At 54.6% G+C, this 24,631-nt stretch carries 22 protein-coding genes; 10 read left to right on the forward strand and 12 right to left on the reverse strand.

The features are described from left to right. Nucleotides 1-34: 34 nt before the first annotated feature. The gene (salA, locus tag BSF40_RS18135; protein WP_095966111.1) at nt 35-1,297 is read right to left on the reverse strand and encodes a salicylate 1-monooxygenase; all 1,263 of its coding nucleotides are present in this window, start codon (nt 1,295-1,297) and stop codon (nt 35-37) included. A gap of 131 nt (nt 1,298-1,428) precedes the next feature. On the opposite strand from salA, the gene BSF40_RS18140 reads away from it, so the two are divergent. From BSF40_RS18140 to BSF40_RS18165, 6 genes are all read left to right on the forward strand, one after another. Then, nucleotides 1,429-2,358: a LysR family transcriptional regulator gene (locus BSF40_RS18140; RefSeq protein ID WP_095966218.1), complete on the forward strand. Its 930-nt coding sequence runs from the start codon at nt 1,429-1,431 to the stop codon at nt 2,356-2,358. 195 nt (nt 2,359-2,553) lie between these two features. Beyond that, nucleotides 2,554-3,318: an SDR family NAD(P)-dependent oxidoreductase gene (locus BSF40_RS18145; RefSeq protein ID WP_095966112.1), complete on the forward strand. Its 765-nt coding sequence runs from the start codon at nt 2,554-2,556 to the stop codon at nt 3,316-3,318. Nucleotides 3,319-3,490: 172 nt separating this feature from the next. Continuing rightward, the gene (locus BSF40_RS18150; protein ID WP_095966113.1) at nt 3,491-4,438 is read left to right on the forward strand and encodes a transporter; all 948 of its coding nucleotides are present in this window, start codon (nt 3,491-3,493) and stop codon (nt 4,436-4,438) included. A gap of 160 nt (nt 4,439-4,598) precedes the next feature. Continuing rightward, a complete protein-coding gene (locus BSF40_RS18155) occupies nt 4,599-5,543 on the forward strand; it encodes an alpha/beta fold hydrolase (protein WP_095966114.1) in 945 nt (314 codons plus the stop codon). Nucleotides 5,544-5,626: 83 nt separating this feature from the next. Further along, nucleotides 5,627-6,361: a pirin family protein gene (locus BSF40_RS18160; RefSeq protein WP_095966115.1), complete on the forward strand. Its 735-nt coding sequence runs from the start codon at nt 5,627-5,629 to the stop codon at nt 6,359-6,361. A 25-nt stretch (nt 6,362-6,386) separates the two neighbouring features. Next, entirely contained in the window at nt 6,387-6,992 is a 606-nt protein-coding gene (locus tag BSF40_RS18165) for an isochorismatase family protein (protein WP_095966116.1), read from the forward strand. A 67-nt stretch (nt 6,993-7,059) separates the two neighbouring features. On the opposite strand, the gene BSF40_RS18170 is transcribed toward BSF40_RS18165, so the two are convergent. The 6 genes from BSF40_RS18170 to BSF40_RS18195 are packed head-to-tail and all read right to left on the reverse strand — an operon-like array spanning nt 7,060 to nt 13,379. Further along, nucleotides 7,060-8,175, reverse strand: coding sequence for an FAD-dependent monooxygenase (locus tag BSF40_RS18170; RefSeq protein WP_095966117.1), 1,116 nt, complete (start codon nt 8,173-8,175; stop codon nt 7,060-7,062). 46 nt (nt 8,176-8,221) lie between these two features. Continuing rightward, nucleotides 8,222-9,742 (reverse strand): MFS transporter, encoded by a 1,521-nt coding sequence (locus BSF40_RS18175; RefSeq protein WP_095966219.1) that lies wholly within the window; start codon nt 9,740-9,742, stop codon nt 8,222-8,224. 11 nt (nt 9,743-9,753) lie between these two features. Then, entirely contained in the window at nt 9,754-10,944 is a 1,191-nt protein-coding gene (locus tag BSF40_RS18180) for an efflux RND transporter periplasmic adaptor subunit (RefSeq protein ID WP_095966118.1), read from the reverse strand. Between the two features lie 48 nt (nt 10,945-10,992). Then, nucleotides 10,993-11,829 carry a pirin family protein gene (locus BSF40_RS18185; protein WP_095966119.1) on the reverse strand — a complete coding sequence of 279 codons (837 nt, stop codon included), beginning with the start codon at nt 11,827-11,829 and terminating at the stop codon, nt 10,993-10,995. Nucleotides 11,830-11,840: 11 nt separating this feature from the next. After that, nucleotides 11,841-12,911, reverse strand: a complete 1,071-nt coding sequence (locus BSF40_RS18190; protein ID WP_095966120.1) for an alkene reductase — start codon at nt 12,909-12,911, stop codon at nt 11,841-11,843. A gap of 36 nt (nt 12,912-12,947) precedes the next feature. Beyond that, the gene (locus BSF40_RS18195; protein WP_095966121.1) at nt 12,948-13,379 is read right to left on the reverse strand and encodes an antitoxin Xre-like helix-turn-helix domain-containing protein; all 432 of its coding nucleotides are present in this window, start codon (nt 13,377-13,379) and stop codon (nt 12,948-12,950) included. A 644-nt stretch (nt 13,380-14,023) separates the two neighbouring features. Between BSF40_RS18195 and BSF40_RS18200 the strand changes: the two genes are divergently transcribed. Beyond that, nucleotides 14,024-14,395, forward strand: coding sequence for an inositol monophosphatase family protein (locus BSF40_RS18200; protein WP_371918097.1), 372 nt, complete (start codon nt 14,024-14,026; stop codon nt 14,393-14,395). A 292-nt stretch (nt 14,396-14,687) separates the two neighbouring features. Here the strand turns inward: BSF40_RS18200 and BSF40_RS32035 are convergent, their stop codons facing one another. The 3 genes from BSF40_RS32035 to BSF40_RS18210 form a co-directional block, all read right to left on the reverse strand. Then, a complete protein-coding gene (locus BSF40_RS32035) occupies nt 14,688-14,861 on the reverse strand; it encodes an MFS transporter (RefSeq protein WP_141249758.1) in 174 nt (57 codons plus the stop codon). 55 nt (nt 14,862-14,916) lie between these two features. After that, nucleotides 14,917-15,327, reverse strand: coding sequence for a phosphate-starvation-inducible PsiE family protein (locus BSF40_RS18205; protein WP_064680710.1), 411 nt, complete (start codon nt 15,325-15,327; stop codon nt 14,917-14,919). A gap of 192 nt (nt 15,328-15,519) precedes the next feature. After that, a complete protein-coding gene (locus BSF40_RS18210; RefSeq protein WP_095966123.1) occupies nt 15,520-18,282 on the reverse strand; it encodes an ATP-dependent Clp protease ATP-binding subunit in 2,763 nt (920 codons plus the stop codon). 732 nt (nt 18,283-19,014) lie between these two features. Between BSF40_RS18210 and BSF40_RS18215 the strand changes: the two genes are divergently transcribed. The 3 genes from BSF40_RS18215 to BSF40_RS18230 all read left to right on the forward strand — a co-directional run bounded on the left by BSF40_RS18215 (nt 19,015) and on the right by BSF40_RS18230 (nt 21,715). After that, a complete protein-coding gene (locus BSF40_RS18215) occupies nt 19,015-19,557 on the forward strand; it encodes a redoxin domain-containing protein (RefSeq protein WP_095966124.1) in 543 nt (180 codons plus the stop codon). 11 nt (nt 19,558-19,568) lie between these two features. Continuing rightward, the gene (locus BSF40_RS18220; RefSeq protein ID WP_095966125.1) at nt 19,569-20,096 is read left to right on the forward strand and encodes a thioredoxin domain-containing protein; all 528 of its coding nucleotides are present in this window, start codon (nt 19,569-19,571) and stop codon (nt 20,094-20,096) included. Nucleotides 20,097-20,614: 518 nt separating this feature from the next. After that, nucleotides 20,615-21,715 carry a low temperature requirement protein A gene (locus BSF40_RS18230; protein WP_095966126.1) on the forward strand — a complete coding sequence of 367 codons (1,101 nt, stop codon included), beginning with the start codon at nt 20,615-20,617 and terminating at the stop codon, nt 21,713-21,715. A 229-nt stretch (nt 21,716-21,944) separates the two neighbouring features. On the opposite strand, the gene BSF40_RS18235 is transcribed toward BSF40_RS18230, so the two are convergent. Then, complete coding sequence (locus tag BSF40_RS18235; RefSeq protein ID WP_095966127.1) at nt 21,945-22,760, reverse strand: CmcJ/NvfI family oxidoreductase; 816 nt, start codon at nt 22,758-22,760, stop codon at nt 21,945-21,947. Nucleotides 22,761-23,079: 319 nt separating this feature from the next. Further along, nucleotides 23,080-24,387: an OprD family porin gene (locus tag BSF40_RS18245; protein ID WP_095966128.1), complete on the reverse strand. Its 1,308-nt coding sequence runs from the start codon at nt 24,385-24,387 to the stop codon at nt 23,080-23,082. Between the last annotated feature and the right edge of the window lie 244 nt (nt 24,388-24,631).

Here is a 24,631-nt window from a genome sequence, read left to right on the forward strand (position 1 = left end):
GATTGACCTGGCAGAAGGGGCGAGAAAAACGCGTTTAGCAGAGTGTCAGGGCTTTTTTCACTTCATCGTCCAGACTATGTTGCCAAACCCAATCCAGGCGCTGTTCCAACGCGTTCTTCAATTTCCGGGAATCGCGACCAACGGTTGGGTTCTTGTATTCGTACAACTCACCGGCTTCCCAGGACGTGCGCTGAACGCGCGAGGCACGCTCGCGTCGGACCTCATCGTAGGCCGCCAGCAGTGCGGGTACATCCGCCGCTGAAGCCGCCTCGTTCGAAAGCAACTCTGCCAGAAAGTAAGCATCTTCGAGGCCCTGGCCTGCGCCAGCACCCTGGTGTGGCAGCATCGCGTGAGCCGCGTCCCCAATGAGTGCTACTCGCCCGTGGACATAAGTGGGTAACGGCTCCACATCGTGAAGGGCCCAAAGCGTCGGGTTTTCAATGCATTGAAGTAGCGTTTTTACGGCAAGCCCTGAGCTTTCAAAACTGTTCAGCATTTGCTCTTTCGAAGCCGCTTTCACCCATGGCATGTCGGCCGGCCAGGAGGGATGTTCGACATGGCGGTCGGACACAAAGGCAACGATGTTGATCAGACGCCCCTTTTTAACGGGAAACGTCAGGACGTGGGCGTCTTCGCTCAGGTACATCTGAGGCACGTTGAGTAAGTGCTCATCCAGTGCTGCCGCACGATAAGCATCACGGAGTACCGCCGTTTCCACCAATCCCCTGAACGCTGACGTGCCGGTGAAGCGCGGCTTTACGGCTGAATGGCCAGCAGCAGCAAGCAGGGGATTACGCAGGGCTGATTTGATTCCGTCTGCGGCAATGACAACGTCGGCTGGGTAGGAGCTGCCGTCGGAAAACTTCAGTGATACTTCGTTATTGTTTTCTTCATAGCCGACGACTTGCCTGCCCAACGACGCAATGCCTTGCGGTAGGCGCTTGGCCAACAGATCGATGAAGTCGGCGCGATGGACAGATGATTGCCCTACGCCCGGCGCAACGCTGGTACCTATCAGTGAGGCATCGTGCGCATGACGCCACTCGAACCAGACGTCCTGCCAGGGGGCAGAAGTGCTGTCGGCAATTTCATGGTAGTCCTCGCCGATACCGAGCTGCTTGATAGCCTGTACAGCATTGGCGCCAAAAGAAACGCCGGCGCCGATTTCACCGAAAGCGGGGGCGACTTCAAACAGCTTGACGTGTGTCATTCCCTTTTTTATCAGGCCTAGTGCCAGGGCAGTCCCGGCAATTCCTCCACCCACGATGGCTACACGTAGCGCATGCTTGCGGTCCATTGAGTCACCTTTCTATTGTGATTATTGGTGGGCCATTTTTCGCAACTTTGATGCGCAGCGTCCAAGACTTTGTCCCTATGCACCATAGCCTCGCGGCTATACTAGGGAACCTCCCTGGTAGAAAGGCCGTCATGGATATCCGTCAAATCAAGCGTTTTATCGCGGTGGCAAGAACACGGAATTTCACTAAGGCAGCGCAGTCGCTGCACGTCGCGCAGCCGTCACTTAGCAAGCAGATCCATCTGCTCGAGGAAGAGTTGGGTTTTCAACTATTCCTTCGTGAGACACGCCCCATTCAGCTGACCCCAGCCGGTCAGCGATTCTATGAAGATGCCATAGCACTCGTTGGCAAATTCGAACAGATGACGGCAAATGCTCGTCAGACGGCCTTGGGCACACGTCAGACGTTCACGATCGGTTTCGTTGCCTCGGCCTTGTATGGTGCCCTCCCGACGATTATTCGCCGTTTGCGAAGAGTTCGGCCGGACCTGGACGTGAAATGGGAGGAAATGACATCTGGTGAACAGATGGTTGCGCTACGGGAAAGGAAGATCGATGTAGGGTTTGGACGCATCCACACGGAGGCAGCCGAGGTCGATCGAATAGTGCTCAGAGAGGAGCGCCTTATGGCTGCCATAGCACCGGCCTTTGAGCTTGCTTCCATATCTACCCCTGTTTCACTAGCTGAACTGGGTGGCTGGCCGATCATTGTTTATCCCTCCCGATTCCATCCAAGCTTCGCTGATCAGGTGTTGAACATGATCAGAGCGAAGGGTGGCGAACCCTCGGAGGTACACGCAGTAGGCGATCTTCAGACAGCGTTAGGATTGGCGTCCGCGGAGTCGGGTTATTGCATCATTCCCGCCTCGGCTCGCCACCTCAGACGTGAGCTGGTTTATCGACTTGTAAGCGACAAAGAAGCGGTCTCACCGTTGATCATGAGTTACCGCCTTGATGATAACGATAGCGTCGTAGAAGTCATCAAAGAGTTAACACGTACGTTGTACGCCGAAAAACCGGAGTGGTTAGAGCCGGAATACAACCGCATTTTGAATTTCTGACCCTGCCTGTTATTTCCCTTTTAGACCCTTTCACCGTGATTGGAGCGTGAGCGCAACAGTCCTTGGTGATTTTCGTGCCTAGTCAATAGGTAGTGGTCTACCTACAGTTCGGCAACTCATTAACCACCACGACTGATCGGGTGTGTTACTGCAAGATCTGTTCTTATAAAAACAAGCAAGAATAACGGAGTGCTTATGGGTCATCGTCTGCAGGGTAAAGTTTGCATTATTACAGGCACTGGCGGGTCAATGGGGCGAGCGGCTGCATTAATGTTCGCGCAACAAGGCGCCAAAATAGTGGGGTGTGACATCTATCATGAGGCGGCTCAAGAGACGGTTGATGCCGTGAAATCCATGGGTGGGGAGATGGTCTCATTAAACCATTGTGACTTGACGGACCCTGCCAACTGCACCCGTCTAGTTGAATTGGCGGTGTCGGAATACGGGCGCGTCGATGTGTTATTCAATAATGCGGCGATGGCCTATTTTGGATGGATCGATCAGATATCAGACGATGATTGGCATCGAACAATCGATCAGGAACTGAATCTGGTTTTCCACCTCGTGCGTGCAGCCTGGCCGGAGTTAATCAAGTCTGCGGGCGCTTCCATTATTAACACGGCATCTGTTTCGGCATGGTCGACCTACCGCATGCTCCCTGGAATCGCGCATAGCGCGGCCAAAGGCGCTGTGCTTTCCATGACTCGCCAACTGGCACTGGAAGGCCGGGTCCATGGTTTGCGCGCCAACAGCATTTCCCCAGGTTTGATTGAGTCCAAGCAAACAATCCCGTTGCTGCAGGATCCCGAGTGGGCAGAAACGATGGTGGGCAAGGTGATGCTGGGACGTTTGGGCAAGCCCGAAGAAGTTGCGGCCACCGCTGTGTTCCTGGCCTCTGATGAAAGTTCTTTCATCACGGGTACGGATATTCGGGTCGATGGTGGAACCACTGCCTGGTAACTTTGCCTGACATTAAACTTGATTAATCAACTGGGCCTGCCTGAAACAAGGAGGGACTCTATTGCCTTGCAAATAATAAACACCCATTAGAGGCAGGCCCGTTGCTCTGTTTGTTCTGTTTGTTCGCATGAATCTTCGTAATCAAAATAATAATCCATACGAGATCATCCTTATGTTGCGCGTAAAAACGTTGCGGCTCAGCAAACGCTCTCCCTTGCTCTGCACGGCAGCCATACTGCTGACTTGTACCCAAACTCACGCCACCGAAAATAACGGAACCGCTTACCCACTCGGTCTTGACACCGTATTGGCTGGGCGAATGCCGCCGCCAGGGTTAACCACCTTTTTTTACAGCTCCGCTTACGAGTCGACTGAACTAAAAGGTGCCTATGGGCGCAGCATGGCCGGGATTGAAGACTTCAATCTCAGTTACCAGTCACTCGCGGTATGCCTGGACTACGTTTATTCCGACTACACGTTATGGGGCGCAACACTGGCCAGTCGTGCCGCCTTACCCTACATAAAAGGGCAGGTGAGTTTTTATACCGAAACGCCCCAAGGGCGTGTCCGCAACAGTGGCAAGGATGAAGGCTTCGCCGATCTGGCGTTTACGCCACTGTTTCTGGGCTGGAGCTCTCCACGTTTCCATCAGATGCTGGGTGTGGATTTTTATGCGCCCACCGCTTCGTATGACAAGGATCGGCTGTTCAATGTGGGAACCAATGTGTGGTCCTACTCGCCGTGGTACTCCTTCACGGCAAACCCGATAGATGAGGTGGAGATAAGCGCCAAGATTCTCTACATGATAAACGACAAGAATCGTGCGACTGATTACCGGTCGGGGCGCGAGATTAATGCTGACTATCATCTTGGCTACAGCTTGAACAAAAATTGGCAGGTTGGGGTCAGTGGGTATTTGTACAAGCAGGTGAGCGATGATGAGCGTCACGGTGAGTCGGTGTGGGAGGATGGCAATCGAGGTCAAGTGGTTGCTTATGGCCCTGTTGTGAAATATCAAACCCCCGAATTTGGCGTACTGATGAAGTGGCAGCATGAAACGCTTGTCGAAAACCGGGCCCGCGGCGAGCGACTCTGGCTCCAGGCGGTCGTGCGTTTTTAAGCCTGGTCTATTGGCCACAGCTGCGAAGCAGGGGCGCCAGTCGTGGCCCTTGCGCCGTGATTGGTGCATCAGCACAACAGTCCTTGGTGATTTTCCTGTCTAGTCAGTCTCTGGTGCCTCATTTATGGTCTGGTGATTAGACAATCAGGCGGGCTTTGGGATGCAGCAAAAGGAACACTTCAAAACGCTGAGCGGCTTCGGCTCCGTGCACGACATACCCAAGCTGCCAACCGGTTTTACTGACGTCTTCGAAAGCTACGAGATCGCGGCCAACGGCGTGAAACTGCACGCCGTCATTGGCGGGCAGGGCAAGCCGTTGCTACTGCTTGGAGGCTGGCCGCAAAACTGGTTTGCGTGGCGTTACCTGATGCTGCCGCTGGCTCGCACGTTCACCGTGATCGCTGTCGATCCGCGGGGTGTCGGGCTCTCGGAAAAAGCGCAGGAGGGTTATGACTCAAGGACCTTGGCCCAAGACATGTTTGCGCTAATGGACGCCTTGGGGCATGAGTCTTTTGCCATGGCCGGCCATGACATCGGCATGTGGACCGGTTATGCCATGGCACACGATCAACCCGCCCGAATCGAGCGCATTGCGCTGGGCGAGGCGCTTATTCCAGGCTTATCGGACTCTCCGCCATTGCTGCCTGAGCAGCGCTGGCTCAGTGATTTTCTCTGGCATTTCAACTTCAATCGGGCGCTGGGCATCAACGAGCAACTGGTCAGTGGTCGCGAAGAACTCTACTTCGGTCACCAGTTCGCGACGAAAGCAGGGTCGCCAGAGGCGGTACCTCGTTACGCGATCGACTTCTACATCGAACAACTCAAGCGCGATCCACAAGCCCTGCGGGCCAGCTTCGACTATTACCGCGCAATCGATCAGTCGATTCCACAGAACCAACAGCGCAAAGCAACACGCCTGACCTTACCGGTGTTGGCATTTTCGGGTGCGCTTGCCTGTGGCGACAGCGTTGAAGCCGAGTTGCGCACGGTCGCATCGAATGTCGAATCCGTGGTCATTCCGGATTGCGGTCACTATCCGGCGGAGGAACGCCCGGAGGCATTGCTGGCTGCGTTTGAGGCTTTTTTCGCGCCCTATGCACGATGACCAATTGCCGTTCGGTGAGAGATGGTGGGGCTACACTCATTATTGCGCATTGAACGACACCACCAGTACCAGAGGCTGCTGTCATGTCTGTCGTTATCGCCCCGCTTAGTCGCGCCAACCTCGGCGGCCATTTCCACGGTTTTGGTCTGCGCACCGAGGCAGAATTGATCTCCCCCTTCATCGGGGTCGACCACTACTGGATGGACGCGCCGACCTTTGGGCCACACCAGCATGCCGGCATTTCGGCGGTGTCCTACCTGCTTCCCGATTCCGAGACGGGCATGGCCAACCGTGACTCGATCGGTACCCAGAACGTGATTCAACCGGGCGGCCTGCACTGGACTACCGCCGGCCGTGGCGTGGTGCACGAAGAGGTTCCGGTCGAAACCGGCAAAAAGGTTCACGGACTGCAGATTTTCGTCGCTCTCGCTCCGTCGAACAGGGACATCGCTCCGTTCCCGCTGATACTCGAAGCGCAGGATGTGCCAGTCATGCAGGAGCCAGGTGCCAAGGTGCGGGTGCCGTTGGGGAGCTATCGTGAAATGCGCTCCCCGCTGAGTCCACCGACCGAGGTAACGATGCTCGACATCTCTCTGGAGGAGGGTGCCGAGCTGAGTGTGTCTATTGCCGCAGGCCACTGCATGTTTGCCATGCCAATCGACGGCACGGTGGAGGTGGAGGCCCAGCGCTTCAATCGCGAGGACCTCAAGCTTCCGGTGTTCCCGGCGCAAAATACTCCACGCGAGGTCAAGTTGAGAGCCCCGCAGGGCAGTGCCAACGTCGTGCTGTTCAGCGGACCTCCGCTACCCTTTTTTTGAACCCAACGAAACGAGGATTTGTACTATGGCTGCCGTACGATTCACTGCAGAGAACGCCGCGTTGTTACTGATCGACCATCAGGTCGGCACGATGCAACTGATCAAAAACATCGACCGTGAGTTTGCCGCCAAGCAGTCGATTGCGCTGGCCAAGATGGCGAAGATCCTCAACATGCCGGTCGTGATTACGTCCAGCCAGGAAGATCAAGCCCAGGGCCCGATTCTTCCGGAAATCGCCGCGATACTCCCAGAAGCGCACGCGGCACGGATCAAGCGTCCCGGTGTGGTCAACGCCTGGGAATACGCTGACTTCCACGATGCAGTGCTCGCCACTGGGCGTAAGCATCTGATCATGGCCGGTGTGACCACTGACGTTTGTCTTATCTTTCCGGCAATCGATGCTGCGCTCGAAGGCTTTGCCGTGCAGGCCGTACTGGATGCTTCGGGTTCGCCCAGCGATCTTTCCGAAGAATTCGCTCGTCAACGAATGCACGACGCCGGCGTCGTGCTCACCGCCACCAATACGCTCATGGCAGAGATCGGACAGGATTGGTCTACACCTACCGGACAGCAGCTGATTGGCTTGTTGTTCACCGATGTATTCCCAGCCTTGGGTGCTGGCATCCAGTAAACCACGATCCCGTCACGTTGCTCGAAGCGCATGGCTCTTCGGGCAACGCGACAGTTCTCAGATCAGTTCACTCTGCCGCATAACGAAGATATTCGGCGCTGATCCGGTTTGAATGGGTAACCAACCCGCGGACGAAGGGTAATCGTGCTGCTTCATAACGGGCCAGCACAGCGGCAACGGGTTCGTCTGCGCTTTGGTCTGCGAGCATTTGAGCCAGCACCGCCGCATCTTCCACTCCGGTCAAAAAGCCGCGCCCGGTCATCGGAGAAACGACGTGGGCAGCGTCGCCGATGATGGCCAGTGCGCCACGTGCCAACCGCTGCGGCTTGTATTCGGCAATCGGAGCGCCGCTCAATACATTCGCTGAGCGCACGCCGACAGTCACTGCCTCTGCCCACATCTCAGGCCAGACCTGAGGGACCTGGGCGACCAAGCCAGACCTCACGTCTTCATCGATCGTCCCGCGTCCGAGTGTGCCCACGATGTGGCCATCGGCGGTCAGGCAGCGGGTGCTACGGAGCAATGCCTCCTGATGCACATCGAACCATGCGAATGTGACTTGACGCTGACCTGGCTCCATCGAGCCGTCGCGACCTGGAAGCACCGCGGCAACCAGACGATATCCGCCCACGAACTCAATCCATAGGCCGCCGTCCGATGGCCAGGGGACGGGACGCGTCAGCGTTCGCTCCTCGACCAGCCCACGCCACACCAGATAACCGGCATAGCGGGCAAGCGGTGCGTCGGGCGTGATTGCCTGGCGAACGATGCTGCGATATCCATCCGCACCGATCACCGCGGCGGCAAACCTCTGCGTTCCGTCGGCAAAGGAGAGTAGTGCCAGATCCCCACGGTCTGCGACCGAGGTGACAGCTTTGCCTTCTTCGAGGACGATGCCCGGTGTTGCGAGAGCCCGGTCTCGTAGCCAGTTGTAAAGCGCCGGCCAGGTCGTCAGTTCACGATAGGCCGGTACCACGGGCAAGATGGGCGCAACACGTGGATCATGGCCAACCGTCGTCGCGACCAGTTCAAGATCAATACTCAGGCTGTCCCCACCGTGCACGCGCCCGACAGAGCGCTCAACGACACGAACGGGGACGCCCCTGGTCGCGCAAGCGAGCGCCAGCGTGAGGCCAGCAAGGGATCCGCCGACAATAATGATTTCCGGGTGCGTGGTGTTCATCACGTGTAAGCACTCATAACGTCAACATTCCTGAAAATATTCCAGTTCATCTGAAGGTCTTTTGCGTGACTGAAATGATCAGCGCGATCACCGCCACGCCGATCACGACCCAAAAGTATTCCATGCTGGCGACCAGGGTCGATTGCTGCTGCAGCATTTGTGCGTGCATCGCCACCGAGATTTGGTTCGCTGTCGTGGCGCCCACTTCGGATGACAGTGCTTGCGCCAGCTGTTGAGTCTGCTCCACATAGAGAGGGTCGCTGGCGCTGAAATGCACGTTGAGGTTGTTGTATTGCAGGGTCGTGCGCCATTGCAGAAACAGTGTGGCGGCCGTGGTGCCAATCGCCATGGCGATCTGTCCCATCATGTTTTTGATCTGATAGGCATGCGCGAACAGCTTCTCCTCTTGCATCACATCCCTAAAGGTCTGCATGGCCGCGGTCGACATCACCAACATCACAAAGCAGCCATTGAGAATCAATGCCGGCAGAATGTTCGACCACATGTTGGCGCTGGGCGTCAGCGAGGACAGCAGCCAGCCAAAGCCACCCAGCGCGATGAATCCCAGAATGAAGAACTTCTTCGGGGCAGGGTGCTTTGGAAGGAGAGTGGCCATGATGACCCAGGTGGCCAGGGTGCCGGTCAGTCCGATGGCCTGGAATGTACCGATGGTGTCCCAGGAGTAGCCCAGTCCCGTTTGCAGGAAGTACGGCAAGATGTAGTTATTGGCGCCCAGTACAACGTAGGCGTAGCAAAACAGCGCCACGCCCTGGAGGTAACGAGGCTGCATCAAGTCCCGGACCTTCAGGAAGGGATTGGCCTTGTTGTGTTCGGCGTGGAAGAAGGTGTACATCCCCAGTGCTGCCAAGAGTGCGCAACCGACGATGATGAAGGTGTCGTTATAAAAGTCGTAGTAGGAGCGCTGCAAAATGTAGAGCAGAAAGAAACTGCTGACCGACAACAAGAGAATGCTTGCCAGGCTTGAGGGGGTTCGGTCCTCTTCGGGGATAGGGCTCGTCGGCAGAAAACGCACGCAAAGCGCTGCTGCAACCAGGGCGCCGACGATCAATATCCAGAAGATGGCGTGCCAGGTATTTTCAGCCACCACCCACGACGAGATAAAAGGCGCCGCAGCCGTCCCGCCAGCGAGCCCGGTGGCAAATACTTTGATTCCCGTGAACCGGCCCGGGCCAGGGGGAATCAGGTTGATCATGAGGCGTGCCGACGTCATGAACGAGGCCCCACCCAGGGCCATGATGACTCGGCCTACGGTGAAACTGGTCAAATCAGCACTCACACCACACACCAAAGCGCCCAGCACGAAAACGCTGATTGAGCCGAGCATGAAATTGCGCCAGCCCAGGCGCTCCGTCAGCCAATGCTGTTTCGAAATCACCACCACTGCGATACAGGCATACAGGGCGGCCACCAAGCTGAATTCTTCAGGGCTGGCCTCGATTTCGCCGCGAATCGGTGCATTGGCAAAAGCGATCATGCCCGCCTGTAAATATTCCAGCGCACATAGCAGGCCCACAGTGAACAACAAGGCAGCATGTTTTCTGTACATGATCCGCCCCATCAAAGCTTCACGTTTTTGGGGGCATGGTCACTGCCCTCATTGGCACTGATCACGCGTTCCACAACGTCATTGGCGTCCTTAAGTTCGTTCTTGAAAATCTCGGTGCTGTAGACCGGTTGCTGTGCACCGGTCTTGTTCAGGACAGGGCCATTGCGATCGGAGGTATCGACTGAAACCCGCATGGACAAACCCAGTCGCAAGGGGTTTTGTGCGATTTCCTGCGGCCGCAAGGCAATCCTTACCGGCACCCGTTGGGTCACTTTGATCCAGTTGCCTGTAGCGTTTTGGGCCGGCATCAAGGAGAAAGCACTGCCGGTACCGGCATCCAGGCCGATGATGGTCCCGTGGAAGATGACGCTGCGGCTGTAGGCATCCGCACGCAGTTCAACGGGTTGGCCAATACGCAGATCTTCAATCTGCGATTCCTTGAAATTGGCATTGACCCAGACTTGATCAACCGGCACCACCGACATCAGTGCGACGCCCGGACTGATTTTTTGTCCGACCTGCACACTGCGTTTGGTGATGACGCCAGCAACCGGCGAATAGATTTGGGTGCGATGCAAGGCGATGTAGGCATCACGCAGGTTGCTTGCCGCGACCAGCACATCCGGGTGAGTGCGAAGCGTGGTGTCGTCGACCATCGCGCGCCGAATGGAGAGCGCGTGTTGGGTGCCATCAAGCCCTGCTATTGCGTTTTTGAGTACGTCGGCGGTGTGGCTGATCTCTTCACGAGAAACGGCACCACTGTCGGCGAGTTGGTTGCGCCGACGCAAATCATCTCGAGCCTTGCGCACGTCGTTTCGACGCTGCTCGACTTCGGCCAGGAGTTGCTGGACCTGGTAGTACTCAGTGCGTGCCAGGCGTACTGCGCGAGCGAGGTTCGACTGGGCGCGCTCATACTGAATTTCGGCGTCCACGGCGTTCAATGTGACCAACGGCGCGTTGCTATCGACATGATCGGTGTTGTCGCCGTTGATTGCCGTTACGGTACCGCTGACTTGGGAGGTCACCTGAACCACATTGCCGTCGACATAGGCATCGTCGGTGGATTCGCTATCCAGTTTCAGCAGGTAGGCAACGCACAAGGCAACGACCATAAGGACGATGGCCAGGATCAGCAGCAATGTGGGGCGGTGCGATGTTCGCTGTTGAGTGGTAGCGGCTGGGGAGGGCGTAGTTGTCGTCATAGCGTCATTTACCTGCCAGGGAGGGCGCGTTGTTCGGTCAACATTGAGTTAACGAGGTTGCAGCGTTCCGAACGCGCCGCGCTGGTAGCCATCAATGGCTTCGGCCAGCGCGAGCTGAGAGGCAAGCGCCAGCGGACCTTGCCAATACACGGGTTGATTCAACGGGACACCTGAAAACAGCACAGCCTTGGCGTTGCCCTTGGGGGCGCTCAACCTGACTGCGCGATCGTCATGCAGCGGCAGATTCACCGGCAGCGTGAGCTCGATGAGATTGAAGGGGAGGTCGTCGACCCACACTTCGCCGTCAATCGGCATCACGAACGCCACATGACCCTCGGGAATCGGGACGCTGACTTCAGCGCCGTCCTCGAGCGAGATGTCCAGCACGGTCACTTCGGTGGGCACCGATAATGGCGACGACATTTGGGCGAAGCTGCCCAGCGGCACGCGCACCTTGACCCCTGGCAACCGCACCACGGGCACATCCTGCGCTTCGAGACTGAGCGCAAACGGAGCGTCCGCTTGGCGCTCCTGCGGCAGGTTGATGAAAATCTGCAGCATGTGCACCGTCTTGCCCGGCTCGGCCGGCACCTCCTCGTGCACCACCCCTTTACCCGCCGCCGTCCAGTGCAGCCCACCGGGTCGAATCAGGTTGCGGTTGCCCAGCGCGTCGCGGTTATCAATCCCGGTTTCGGAATCAAGAAACAGATAGGACACAGCCGAGAACCCGGCATGTGGGTGTGGTGGAAAAGTTGGCCCACTGATCCAGGCATGATCGACAGCAAGGAACGGGTCGATAGGCTTGGCGAACTGATTTCCACGCAGACTGAAAGCCCGAAACTGACTGCCGTGATTCATGCGCTGCAGGCGTGCAAAGGGTGACATGGCCGTGTTCCTCAGACGGGTTGCGCTGCGGGCAAAGCAGGGTAGTCGATATACCCTTGCGCACCCGGTGTGTAGAACGAATTCTTGTCCGGAACGTTGAGCTGGGCACGTGTGCGAAAGCGCTCGGGCAGATCCGGGTTGGCGAGGAATGCACTGCCAAACACGGCAGCATCAGCGCGGCCATCAGCGATCAGGGATTCGGCGGAGTGTTGATCGAGCCCGCCACCGATCAGGTAGCTGCCGTCAAACAGTGGACGTAACAAGCCGTGGTAGTCGACATTGGCGCCGAACAGGGCGACATGCAGATAGGCAAGATTCAGCCCATGCAGGTGTTCGACCAGATAGGTGTAGGTTTCTTGCGGGTTGGCATCGACGATGTCGTTGAAATTCATTTCAGGGGAGATTTTGAGACCCACCCGGTCACCACCGATTTCCGTCGCTATTGCGGACAGCACGTCCAATACAAAACGCACACGGTTTTCAACCGATCCACCGTATTCATCCGTGCGCTGATTGCTGCCAGTCGAGAGGAACTGTTCAGGCAGGTAGCCCGACGCGGCATGCAACTCGACACCGTCGAAGCCGGCCTCCATGGCCAGGCGCGCTGCTTGGCGATAGCCCTCAATGATTGCGGCAATCTCAACCACGCTCAATGCATGGGGGGTAACGAAATCCTGAAGGCCCGTTGCGGTCCAGGTCTGGCCAGCGGGTTTGATCGCGGATGGTGCCTGTGGCAGCGCGCCATTCGGCAGCAACGAAGGGTGCGAAATGCGACCGCTGTGCATCAACTGCATGAAAATCCGTCCGCCACGTGCATGCACGGCCTCAGTCACGTGCTTCCACGCAGCGACCTGCTCGGCGGTTTCGATACCAGGGGTACGAACATAACCCTTGCCCATAGCGATGGGGAACACGCCTTCACTGATGATCAGTCCGGCACTGGCACGCTGAGCGTAGTAAGTCGCAACCAGTTCGCTTGGCACACCGTCATCGTCGGCGCGTGAGCGCGTCATCGGGGCCATGATCATGCGGTTGGAGAGGGTGTAGCGACTGAGCTGGACTTGGGAAAAGAGAGAATTCATTGCGGGGCTCCTCAGTAGTGATGGAGCCATCATTGATCAATCCTGATCCGGGATAAACTGGGTGAAATTGAATTGACTGATCCACCATTGGAGCAATTTCTCTAGTGGATTCCGCGATGCGGCCGTAATTCTGTTTTCGAACACCTTTTCAGCTAAAAGACAGACAACGGCAACTCGATCTAGCCGTTCTGATGCGATGGCGTTGAGAGGCTTTTGTTCACAGCCACATCGCTTGAGCGTGGAGATTGACGAGTAGAGGAGCTGCTCCAAGCTACGCTCCTGAAGGTCAAAGGCTATACGAACCACTTGGAAAAGCTCAGCGGAGAAGCCAGCCTTAATTTGGAGCAACCGCTCTGATTCATTGAGCAATACGCGATTGGCGCTGAAATCCCAAAATGCGGCGATCGCAGCGTCGCGCGATTCTCCGTTCTTGTTTATCTGACGCCGATCAGTCGTCGGGTTACTCATATTGTAATGGTAGAGCTGAATACGGGGCCTAAGCTGAGCGGGATTTCACATACACGATTTAACATAATATACATTATGCGCACTCATGGATATTCCACACAGGGCGTCTCCAAGGTACATTTCAACCTCCAGCCACACCCTTCGTGTGAGGATCATCTAAAAATTATAAAAACGCATTTAAAAACTATAATCCTCAGCAAATCAACAAGATGGGCTACACCATATTCAGGGTTCGTTAATTTTCCCGGCGGTAGCTTAGCGCCCACTGATTCAGAGCTTCCATCGATTTCATTTGTTGTTTACCACTGGACGCGTCTAAATCAACTGTCTTCGATCCAACGGCAGACAATTGAGCGCCAACATTTAAAAATTAGACAGAGTCGCTAATCGACATTTAAAAATTATAGTGGACTACAGGTCGCATAACGGCTCTAGCACGGCAGTTTCAGCGGTCACCCATCCACGCGGCGGCCTACGTAAATCCTGGACTTTCACCAAGGCTAGGAAGGCGCAGATTTTTACGTAGCACTAGACCTTAGTAGAAGAAAAATTTCAGCGGATAGCCGAGGTTTCACTTGCTGGTGAACTACTAATCGCCGAATGGCAAAGGCCTTCTGGAGTACGTGGTCAGGGCAATAAGGCAGATGTGGATATCGAGATTGAGGAGCGTCTGCGCGATCCCCTACTGCAATTGCTCAAATGTGATTTTTGGGGGGGAGGAAACGGGGCATGTATTAACCGGGCACCCGTGGTGCTGGGTAATCGATCCAAACGACAGCACAAGCGATTTTTTAAAAGGCGTCAAAGGCTCATCAATTTCTGTCGGCCTACTACGACATTCGATCCCAGTTCTAGGTGTGGTTTACGCGCCGATAACAGAAGACCGTGGTAAGGACTGCCTCGCTTGGGCTGAGGGTATGCCTTACCTATTGCGTAATGGCCAGCCGGTGGACGTAGATCTTAGCCAAAGAGATTTAGAGGTTGGAGCTTTGGAGGGGCACCAATCGCCTGTATGAAGTTACTTCATCGAAATTGGTCAGAGCTATCAAATTGTTGGCAAGCACTTTGAGTGTGGTTCTTGGGGGCGATGGTCAGCTAAATGCGGTCTGTTTGTAGAGTTTAGTTAAGATCATGACCATAACTCAACTAAACATCTATTTAGTTGAGCTAAGTTTGGATAGATTTTAATCGCATTGAAGCATTGTGCAACAGCGAAAACCGCCCTCGCCCTTCTTATTCATTACTGAAATACCAAACGCCCGATGCGGTGCATCAGGCGTTTGGTTGTATCGGTGTAACTCTAAACAATTAGCGCAGTGGCAGGTCCTTGGTTTCTGGCATGCGCAAATAGACCACGGCACTGATGGCGCTGATCACCGTCAGGTAGATCCAGAACAAGTGCCCATAGCCCCATCCGGCCATCGCGGCCATAAGATACGGTGCGGTTCCGCCACACAGTGTCACTGATAATGCGTACGGCACGGCTATACCGGGGTGCTCTCGCTAAAAAATTGTCGGCATTGCGTAACCCTTGTAGCTATTCATCCTTATCACGCTCTCGTAAGAGCCAGCAGACGATGCCGAGCACCAGGGTGGCAAATCCTAGTGCGGCAATGGTGAGCGCAGGAGTAGCGGCAGAATCGAGAATAACGAACTTCCGGCTGAGCGCCAGCAAGGCGATCAACAGCACTGTGCGAACCTGAACGATGCTGTTGCGTCGTAGGGCCGGGCGTACAATCGAATGCTTAAACTCCAGGGCTATCAGCACGGTGAAGATTGAACCAAAGAGGGCCTGGAAAACATCGTGATCTAGAGGGTCAATCGCACCACCGATCACCAACGGCACAACCCTGCGACAGAGCTGCAGTAGCGCCATCAAAATCACAGACGCGATGATGAGACTGAGCGCAAGAACAACCAATTGTTCGAAACGTTCGTAAGCATTCATCAGCGCCCACTGAAGTCTGAAATTTTTCAGCGTCGAGTTGCGCTCACGCCCTTCAGAATCAGGCTTTGGCACGATAATCCTCCACACTTGCGTCTTCAGCCTGCCGGGCTCATCCAGGCATTTGAGGATCCAGTTCATCATTGCACGTCGTGATCAACAGGCCCGCTCCCAGGTTACGTGAGTGTGTTGAGGCTAAGTCCCAGTCTCCGCAACAGGTGCCAGATCATCTGGCTGGTCTGGAGGACTACCCTTTTCGGCGGTCTTTGGCGCATCCACCTCCACCTTATTGAAGACCACTTCGCTACGCTCCTTGTCGTAACCCAACTCAACGCTGTCGCCGGCTTGCAGCTTGTCAGCGAGCATTTCCTTCGCAAGCCGCGTTTCGACGGCCTGGCGAATCTGACGTTTCAACTCACGCGCGCCAAACTCAGGCTGATAACCAACATCCGCCAGGTGATCAATGAGTGAGTCATCAATTTTCACTGTGATGTTCTGTGCAGATGCGGTTCGAATGACCCGATCAAGCTGAATGCTCACAATCGATCGGATGTTGTCACGGGTAAGGGCATGGAACACGATGATGTCATCAATACGGTTCAGGAATTCGGGACGAAAATGCCCTTTCAAGACTCCCATTAATTCATCACGTAACGCTTTATCCGTAAGGCGTTCATCTTCAGGGCGCTCAAGATTCTCCATGATAATGGGAGAGCCCAGGTTGCTGGTGGCGATAATGATCGTATTGCTGAAGTCCACAACACGCCCCTTGCCGTCCGTGAGACGCCCATCGTCGAATACCTGCAGCAATACGTTGTTCACGTCGGGATGCGCCTTCTCGATCTCGTCGAGCAGAATCACACTGTAGGGCTTGCGGCGGACACGCTCTGTCAACTGCCCGCCTTCGTCGTATCCCACGTAACCGGGTGGCGCACCGATCAACCGGGCAACCGCATGACGCTCCATGTACTCCGACATATCAATACGAATGATCGATTGCTCGTCACCAAACACCGTTTCCGCCAACGCTTTGGCTAGTTCGGTTTTGCCGACGCCCGTAGGGCCAAGAAAGAGAAACGTGGCAATCGGTCTGTTGGCTTGGCCAAGGCCGGCTCGAGACAAACGAACGGCATCGCTGACCGCGCGAACAGCATCTTCCTGCCCGACCAGCCGATCACGCAATGTGTCTTCCATATTCAACAGCTTTTGACGCTCCTCCTGCGTAAGCTCGGTCACAGGAATCCCGGTGAGACGGGACAGTACCTCGGCAATCGACTCCAGGGTCACCTCAAGGGTTTCGGAGCCTGTCTTGCGCTCCCAGGCTTCTGTTTCCTCTCCCAGTTGCGCTTGTTTTTGACCAATGCGTTCTTCGAAGCCTTTGGATTCATCAAATCGTTTACGGGAGGATGCATAGTCCTGTTCACGTTTAAGTTGGGTGATTTCGGCTTCCAACTCCTGAATGCCAGCCGGCCTCGAGGAGGAACTGATTCGAACCCGGGCCGCTGCCTGATCGATCAGGTCAATGGCTTTATCCGGTAGATAGCGCGAGGTGATGTAACGATCCGACAGCTCTGCTGCCGCCACAAATGCTTCATCGGCGAATGTGACCTGATGGTGAGCCTCAAGCTTGTCGCGCAGCCCACGCAGGATAATGATGGTCTGTTCTACGGTGGGCTCGGATATCAACACAGGCTGAAAGCGTCGTTCAAGCGCTGCGTCTTTTTCGATGTGCTTTTGATATTCATTGAGTGTCGTCGCACCGATCAAACTAAGCTCCCCGCGCGCCAATGCGGGTTTCAATACGTTGGCAATATCCAGGCCGCCCTCCTCACCACCCTGCCCCGCGCCAACGATCGTGTGTAACTCATCGATGAACAGAATAAGCTCCGAGCTTTTTGCGGCGACTTCATCAAGCAGTTGCTTGGCTCGCTCCTCAAATTCACCACGATATTTAGAGCCCGCAACCATTGAGTTCAGATTGACTTCAACAAGCCGTCTGCCACGCAAGATCTCAGGGACATCGCCCTTCACTATTCGTTGTGCAAGCCCTTCGACGATGGCGGTTTTACCGACGCCAGGTTCGCCGATAAGAACTGGATTGTTCTTTCTGCGCCGCGCCAGCACCTCAATGGTATTTTCGATTTCCTGCGCGCGCCCCAGTACGGGATCGAGTTTGCCCTCACGAGCCAGTGACGTCAGGTCGCGACCGAACTTGTCGAGTGTCGGTGTTCCCGTCGGGGTATCGACTCGCCCATCCTCAGCGCCCTTACCCACTACCTTGACCACCTTCTGCCGCAAGGCTTCAGGCGTTACGCCGTATTTTTTAAGCAATGTCCCGGCAATACTGTCTGGTACAGAGGCAAGTCCGATCAACAGATGCTCCGGGCCAACGTACGAATGTCCTAAATCACGAGAGGCCTGGAACGCAGAATTGAACACTTTCTTCAACCGGGGCGAAATGCTCATCCGGTCCACCGGGGACTGGTCCTGCGCCGTGCCTTTCTGAGCATGTTGATCGATGTAGCCTTTGATCTCGTCCGCAGAAAGCTTCAGCTCCTTGAGCAACGCCGTACCCACATCGGTATCCGCCAGCACATACAACAAGTGCTCGGTATCGAGCTCGCTACGGTTGAGCTCATGGGCTTTTTCACCCGCGCGTTGCAGGATTTCCAGCGTCTGGGAACTGAATGCATCGGTTGCATCGACAGATTCTCGAGGCACTTGCGCAGAGAGCCTGAAGTCATCGCCCCCCTGATCCTTTGCTCCGCCCATGCTGTCGAAAAAGCGAGACACTCCCCCGCCCAGCAGAGAATCGAATGGATTCAACATGCTTTGATGGCGTAAGAGTTGACGGTAATCGTGGTCGCAAATGGACATTGTCCTGGCTTGGCCATTTTGCGATACGGTCACTCGCGCGACCGCTGGTCTCGCATTACATATTTCACAGAGAGTAGCCATGATGAGTTGTCTCCAAAGGTGGATAACACGAACTCATTCAGATGGATCTACTTCCCTGTAAACGATGCACAAGAAGCTGGGACATGAGATCCGCATTACGCTGAGCTTGATCAGGAAGACGATTATGTTGCGGGGAATGGCAGTCACGACAGACGATGCCATCCAATCAAGATAGTCGGATCTCATCAAAACACGCTATGGGCGACCCAGGATACCGACGAACGACGTCTGATAAATTCGTGCTCAAAAATACCGCCAGTCGTAAACCACCAACTCATCAGCAATTGAGGCTAGGGAATCACCAGTGATCGAGCAACGCTTTGATGTCGGGATTCGCGGGGGCGAATCGATCAGCAATGAGAGGATCGGGCGATTACGGTGAAGGCGGATGGGCAACAGAATTAGCGCGAGGCCTTGCTGTGGAAACCGAAAATGCGTTCAGCGACTACGGCAAGCGACAACAGCGACTATAGTCATTGGTGAGCCAGAGCGAATCCTGCCGTTGCGCTACCCACATGGCCCTCAATCCAAATACCGCGAAAGCACGGCGAACGTCGTCGTGCTTCTTGACGCGGATCGTGAACGTTTCGCTGCCGAAAACACTCAGGCTCAGGCTGAGATCGAGGCATCGTTGCCTTTATAAATCCCTTGATGGTGGATGGAGTTATCCCGCCGGGAAAGTCGTATCCCCCCTGAGTAGATCCCACCCACCTATCTATCAGGGCTCAAGCAATGAACACTTCAGAATTGGATGTTGCAAAAGAAACGAATGACGACCTGGTTCAGGGGCCGCTGTCAGCCGGCACTGTCGCGCCCGGCTTCTCGCTGTACGCGACCCCTGATCAGCAGTTGTCGCTACGCGAGCTAAAGGGAAATCCCGTGATACTGGCGTTTTATCCCGCAGACTGGACTTCTGTTTGTGGCGACCAACTGACCTTATACAACCAGTTGCTACCCACATTCAGAGAATACGGTGCGACGCTACTGGGTATCTCGGTTGACAGCGCTTGGTGTCATCAGGCCTTTTCCAAAGATCGGAATTTTCACTTCAGCCTGCTCGCCGATTTTGAGCCCAAAGGGGCTGTGGCTCGACAGTATGGAGCGTACGACTCCCACCTGGGAGTTTGTAAGCGGGCGCTGTTCGTGATTGACAAGGAGGGAGTGATCGCCTGGAGCTACATCTCACCGATGGCAATCAACCCTGGGGCGGACGGCATTCTGGATGCGCTGGATGCTCTGGCGAGTTCGCCCCAAAGCGCGCCAACCAAAAATTAGCAGGTGATCACATGGCCACTCTCAAAGTCCCGGTAAGTGCCAACGACCATCGCCAAGGAAGTGGGCATGCCAAAGTCACCTTGGTGGAATTTGGCGACTATGAATGTCCCTACTGCGGTTTAGCGTATTGGGTCGTCAAAAAGCTACAGCAGCATTTTCGCGATGATCTGCAGTTTGTGTTCCGTAACTTTCCACTGACCACCGTACACCCGCATGCGATGGGTGCAGCCGTCACCGCTGAGTATGCCGGGAGTCGAGGATTCTTCTGGGAGGCTCACGACGAATTGTATGAAAATCAAGATCGATTGGGCCTGCCGCTGTTTGGGGCCATCGTTCTAAAACACGGCCTCTCCAGCGAAGAACTCTATGTTGCTATGCAGGACGGCACTTACATACCCAAAATAAAATCCGATTTTAATGGCGGCGTACGGAGCGGCGTGAATGGCACCCCAGCGTTTTACATTGACGGGCTTCGCTATGACGGGGCTCCAGAGTTCACCGAGATGAGTCAGATGATTGAGCTTTCGTTAGTGAGTTGACGAAATCGCTAGATAGAGAATCGCTTGGCATCACCCACACCGTAGCCGAGGGCGAACGTGCCCCATTGCGCAGCGCACCAGGTGTGCATTCGATAATATTTCAATACGGGAGATTGAAGAATCCGCGGTGCTGCCAACGATAAGCATCGCTCATAAAGCAGCGGCACGAAAATATCAGCCCAGCGAACCGAGGACATAAAAAATGGCGATGTTAATTTTTGACAGCTCGGAAGATTCCATAGTCGAGGCGCGTGTCCTGGTCGAGGCGCTGAATGAATGGTTGGCGGAACAGCAGCCCAGTTGCCCGTTAAGGTCCGCCCGTGCGCAATGTTGCTATCGGCCCGATGGCACGCTGGATTCTGTATTGACCGTACTAACAGACGTGGTGGTGGACTAGGTCAGGTGTTGCACTCAGTTTTTGCGACCGCCCCCAAGGTTGACGCCTATACCCGTCCACCCGTTCGCTTATCCGTTAGTTTCCTTCTACATTAAAGAGGTGCACACGGAGCCAGCAGCGAATGAAATCTTTGAAGTATTATGAAAAAAATCGACACGCCACATGGTTAGAGTTGTTTTTTGACCTGATTTTTGTTGTAGCAATTGGCAAGGTTACGCATACTCTCGGACATCTTCATCACGGCCACTTTGAACAGGAGCAATTATGGACATTTTTACTGCTTTTTGTTCCATTATGGTGGATCTGGTCCAGCCACACGATTTACTCAAATAGGTTTGATACAGACAGTAGCCTTCACCGCTTGGCAACATTATTTTTAATGTTGCTGCTCATTGTGCTGTCTGCACGGATTGGGGAAGAATTGGAAGTAAACTTTGCGCTTGTTATTGCCTGCTATTTTGGTATACGTGCCATCATCAGCATTATGTACATTTCGTCCATAAATAAATTTGATCACCGTAGCGAATTCTCCTCCAGGCTTGGCTTCGCCCTGTTAGTTAGCGCAGTGATTAGTCTTTCATCCATTCTTTTTGACCCACCTATGCGTTACCTTGTCGCTTACATTGGGATTTTTCTTGACATTCTGCTCCCTTTATTTTCTTGGGGTAAGCTAAAGCCATTGCCCGCACATACAGAACACTTGGTTGAACGACTAGGTTTACTCACCCTTATCTTATTGGGCGAGTCGGTAATTAGCCTTTCTGTAGGGTTATCTGACATCCAATGGGATCGTTATAATGTGATGGCGGCAATCACCGGATTTATCATGATTTGCAGTATCTGGTGGATCTATTTTGATAGCTTTTACCTACTGAGCAAAAATGAAAGTAGTATGAGTGGACACTCCTTAATCTACTCGCACCTTTTTCTGTTTGTGGGGCTAGCACTTCTCGCAAATTTGATCAGGCATGCGATCCTGAATGACATTGCGATGCGCGATTTCCAGATTACGTCAATCATCGGCATGGCCTTATTTTTCTTAGGCAAGCAATATGGCTACTTCATAGCGGTACCTAAAATAAGGAAATACATACTACAAAACACCTTGATCGTGTTTTCTCTAGGTGGTTTGGTTATATTCCTACCCCGCGTCGAGTACATATTGGTCGGCCTGACAGCAACCATGATCTGTTATGTTTTATTAAACTTCAGGTATCGTTGAATCTTTAAAGTTGGGCCATATCACGGGTGGATCAGCTATCCGCGCGCACCAAAGACTCAGCAGCTGATTGTCGAGGACTGGCGCACTGCGGATCGTGCTGAATGTGGTTAGCTGTTCAAACCCTTCACCCAGTCGCTATACATCCCTACCAACGAGAAGCGGGTGGTCGCATGGTAAAGCACGGGGGGGAACACCGCGCGGCGATAGGCCCGCGCCAAGCGGCAAAAACCTAATCAAAGAAGGCCAGGGTGCGAACTTCGATACTCTCGCGCGGCGGGGCTCCCGGCGGCGTATTGGGGTCTTTGAAGGCGGTATGGGGCGTGAAGCGGGCACGGCCGTCGTAACGTGAGTCATACCCCTTGATCAGCAAGACTTCGTCACGGCGCATGTCCGGAAAATAGTACCAGCGCTGTTGCGGATTGTAGGCCAGGTGGTAGATCTCACCGATACGATCCGGATAGACCAAGTCGGTGGCCAGCAGGTCATTGGAGTTGAGCGTCGAGGCGTCCAACACGGCCAGCGGTGAGCGCTTGACGGGCCCGCTCATCGGGCGCCAGAGGTTAATCTGGGCCACCGACACCAGTGCGGCGGCTTGATCCTGACCCAGCACGTCGCGAATACGCTCAGGCCCCGAGCGGTCGGTGTAGTCATTATGCACACGGCTGGCTGGACCGCGAATATCCCGCCGCTCGGCGTCGCTGCGCCTGGTGTGGTCGAAGATGACGACCCGGCTCGCGCCCGTCAACTCCTTGATCAAGGCCTTGACCTCGTCATAGTAGATGCTTTCCACTGAGGTATCGTCGTAGAGATCCTCGACCACCGTATCCCGCCGATGGAGTTCAAACCCCTGCTTGTCCAGAGACAGGCTGTCTGCCAACGGACGACCGTTGCGTATCGTGACCTCGCGCTCCTCCTGCTCAGCAAAATAGTGCGGTTCACTGTTACCGGTCAGAGCCTCGGTATGCACATAGGGCTTCGCATCGTGCTTGACCAGGTAGGTAAGTGTCGTGATAACGCTAGCGGGCGTATCAGTTGTGTGCTTCAAGTAACACCTCCCAGTCTGCTGACCGCTTCAGGCGTGGTGTCACCGTGGCGGAGCTGTAACTTGTACGTAGGCACCTTCCCGCTCAATCGTATGCCTTCGAATGGACACTATCAAATTTAGCCCGAGGTGCATGGCTCCCGACTGGTAAAAAAGGACCACTGTTACCTCGGCATCGACGACCAGCTTGACCATGACTGGCGCGTCGCACTCCGGGTCTGCGCCGATCATGAGCATCCGATATCCCGGCCCGCCCTTTACATTCGTTTGTCTGCCATGACGGGTTCGGACGTTGGTTGAATCAAACTTCCCGCACCACTATCTAGAAAAGCGGAATGCTATAACTCACAAAAACACGATTCTGATCTACGTTACGAGATGCTTCGCTGTTGGACTTGCCGTTACGCCAGCCGAACCCTACGCCTTTGAGCGCTCCGGATTGAAGGACGTAGTCCAGACTAATGTCTCTTTCCCATTCCTTTTGGTTGTTGCCTGACGTAGTTTTAATATTATCACCGGAGAGGTACATGACAGAGCCTTTCAGGCCAGGGACACCCAGAGCGGTGAAGTCGTAAGCATACTGACCGAAAGCTGTGCGCTCGCCTGCGCGGGTGAAAGTTTGGATAAGGCGGTCTGTATACAAGTACAGGCTTGCTCCACCGGCGCCCTTGTCAGTCAGGCTACCCTGATTGAGTTGAGTGAAGTTGCTGCCATCTGACACACTTTGGTACCCCGCAGTAATCGCGTGACCACCCAGTGTGTAAATCAACGCGGCACTCCAGGTACGGTTGTCGATCTCTCCACTACCGTTTTTGGTGTAGCCACTCATTCTGTAGCCTGACGTCCCGGAGCTATTTGCCCCTGACGAGTCAGTTTTGAAATAGCGCAGGTCGGTTTTAAGGGACTGATTGTCCGAGAGGGCAAGGGTGTGAATTAATCCCATAAAATGCTGCGTATAGTAGTTGTCGAGGCTGGCGTAGTAGTACTGAGCTGTCAGATTCTTGGTAACGTTCCAATCGCCCCCGGCGAAGTCAAACTGATTGCTTTCCCGCGTACCACCGGCAACGGCCAACCCCGTCTGATCGCTCGAACCACGTCCTGTTGCATGTTCGATACGACCTCCAGTCAAGGTCAACCCTTTGAGCTCGCTCGAGGTGATTTGACCGCCCTCGAAGGTTTGTGGAAGCACGCGCCCGTCGTTGGCGACCAGAATTGGGAGTTTCGGAATCAAAGTGCCGTAGCGAAGTTCAGTTTTCGACATTTTGACTTTTACGGTCAGCCCCAGCCGGCTCCACTCGTCGACGGCACGGTTGTCACTGTCAGAAGGCATCATGCTGCTACCGACATGCCGTCCTTTGCCACTGTCCAAGGTAACTCCCAGCAACCCCAGGCCATCGACACCAAAGCCAACCATTCCATCGGTATAGCCCGATTTGAAGTCCAGCGTGAAACCCTGCGCCCATTCTTCGGTTTTGGAAGGTGCGGCAACGCCATCGCGGTTGTCGTTATTGAAGTAGAAGTTTCTCATTCCCAAGGTGGCTTTGCTGTCACTCAGGAAGTCCGCATGCACCTGGGCACTCAGGGTAATACTAAGAAACACCGAACTTGCAGTTATTGTTTTTCCACTCATTTATATAGCGCTCCATTTGTTATTTTAAAGTAATAGAAGCAACGCAAGATTTTCAGGTGCGCGTTTTTTATTATTCTTAATATCCTGCTGAAAACGAGAAATCGACGATGCCTCGCCCCTCCTGCATCAAGTTAATATTGTTAATGCAAGTTCCAAAGTCGCTCATCGCACCTGTTTCTGTTATGCAACGCGATAGCGATAGAGCGGATTGTGTGAGAAAGGCGCAGGGAGTGCCTTGCCTGGG

The organism is Pseudomonas sp. ACN5 (genome assembly GCF_002303975.1).
GTDB classification, from domain to species: domain Bacteria; phylum Pseudomonadota; class Gammaproteobacteria; order Pseudomonadales; family Pseudomonadaceae; genus Aquipseudomonas; species Aquipseudomonas laurylsulfatiphila.

What these genes read in the sequence shown, in the direction of transcription:
- salA (WP_095966111.1), bottom strand. Translation starts at nt 1,297, where the DNA reads ATGGACCGCAAGCATGCGCTACGTGTAGCCATCGTGGGTGGAGGAATT.
- BSF40_RS18140 (WP_095966218.1), top strand. Translation starts at nt 1,429, where the DNA reads ATGGATATCCGTCAAATCAAGCGTTTTATCGCGGTGGCAAGAACACGG.
- BSF40_RS18145 (WP_095966112.1), top strand. Translation starts at nt 2,554, where the DNA reads ATGGGTCATCGTCTGCAGGGTAAAGTTTGCATTATTACAGGCACTGGC.
- BSF40_RS18150 (WP_095966113.1), top strand. Translation starts at nt 3,491, where the DNA reads ATGTTGCGCGTAAAAACGTTGCGGCTCAGCAAACGCTCTCCCTTGCTC.
- BSF40_RS18155 (WP_095966114.1), top strand. Translation starts at nt 4,599, where the DNA reads ATGCAGCAAAAGGAACACTTCAAAACGCTGAGCGGCTTCGGCTCCGTG.
- BSF40_RS18160 (WP_095966115.1), top strand. Translation starts at nt 5,627, where the DNA reads ATGTCTGTCGTTATCGCCCCGCTTAGTCGCGCCAACCTCGGCGGCCAT.
- BSF40_RS18165 (WP_095966116.1), top strand. Translation starts at nt 6,387, where the DNA reads ATGGCTGCCGTACGATTCACTGCAGAGAACGCCGCGTTGTTACTGATC.
- BSF40_RS18170 (WP_095966117.1), bottom strand. Translation starts at nt 8,175, where the DNA reads ATGAACACCACGCACCCGGAAATCATTATTGTCGGCGGATCCCTTGCT.
- BSF40_RS18175 (WP_095966219.1), bottom strand. Translation starts at nt 9,742, where the DNA reads ATGTACAGAAAACATGCTGCCTTGTTGTTCACTGTGGGCCTGCTATGT.
- BSF40_RS18180 (WP_095966118.1), bottom strand. Translation starts at nt 10,944, where the DNA reads ATGACGACAACTACGCCCTCCCCAGCCGCTACCACTCAACAGCGAACA.
- BSF40_RS18185 (WP_095966119.1), bottom strand. Translation starts at nt 11,829, where the DNA reads ATGTCACCCTTTGCACGCCTGCAGCGCATGAATCACGGCAGTCAGTTT.
- BSF40_RS18190 (WP_095966120.1), bottom strand. Translation starts at nt 12,911, where the DNA reads ATGAATTCTCTCTTTTCCCAAGTCCAGCTCAGTCGCTACACCCTCTCC.
- BSF40_RS18195 (WP_095966121.1), bottom strand. Translation starts at nt 13,379, where the DNA reads ATGAGTAACCCGACGACTGATCGGCGTCAGATAAACAAGAACGGAGAA.
- BSF40_RS18200 (WP_371918097.1), top strand. Translation starts at nt 14,024, where the DNA reads ATGTGGATATCGAGATTGAGGAGCGTCTGCGCGATCCCCTACTGCAAT.
- BSF40_RS18205 (WP_064680710.1), bottom strand. Translation starts at nt 15,327, where the DNA reads ATGAATGCTTACGAACGTTTCGAACAATTGGTTGTTCTTGCGCTCAGT.
- BSF40_RS18210 (WP_095966123.1), bottom strand. Translation starts at nt 18,282, where the DNA reads ATGGCTACTCTCTGTGAAATATGTAATGCGAGACCAGCGGTCGCGCGA.
- BSF40_RS18215 (WP_095966124.1), top strand. Translation starts at nt 19,015, where the DNA reads ATGAACACTTCAGAATTGGATGTTGCAAAAGAAACGAATGACGACCTG.
- BSF40_RS18220 (WP_095966125.1), top strand. Translation starts at nt 19,569, where the DNA reads ATGGCCACTCTCAAAGTCCCGGTAAGTGCCAACGACCATCGCCAAGGA.
- BSF40_RS18230 (WP_095966126.1), top strand. Translation starts at nt 20,615, where the DNA reads ATGAAATCTTTGAAGTATTATGAAAAAAATCGACACGCCACATGGTTA.
- BSF40_RS18245 (WP_095966128.1), bottom strand. Translation starts at nt 24,387, where the DNA reads ATGAGTGGAAAAACAATAACTGCAAGTTCGGTGTTTCTTAGTATTACC.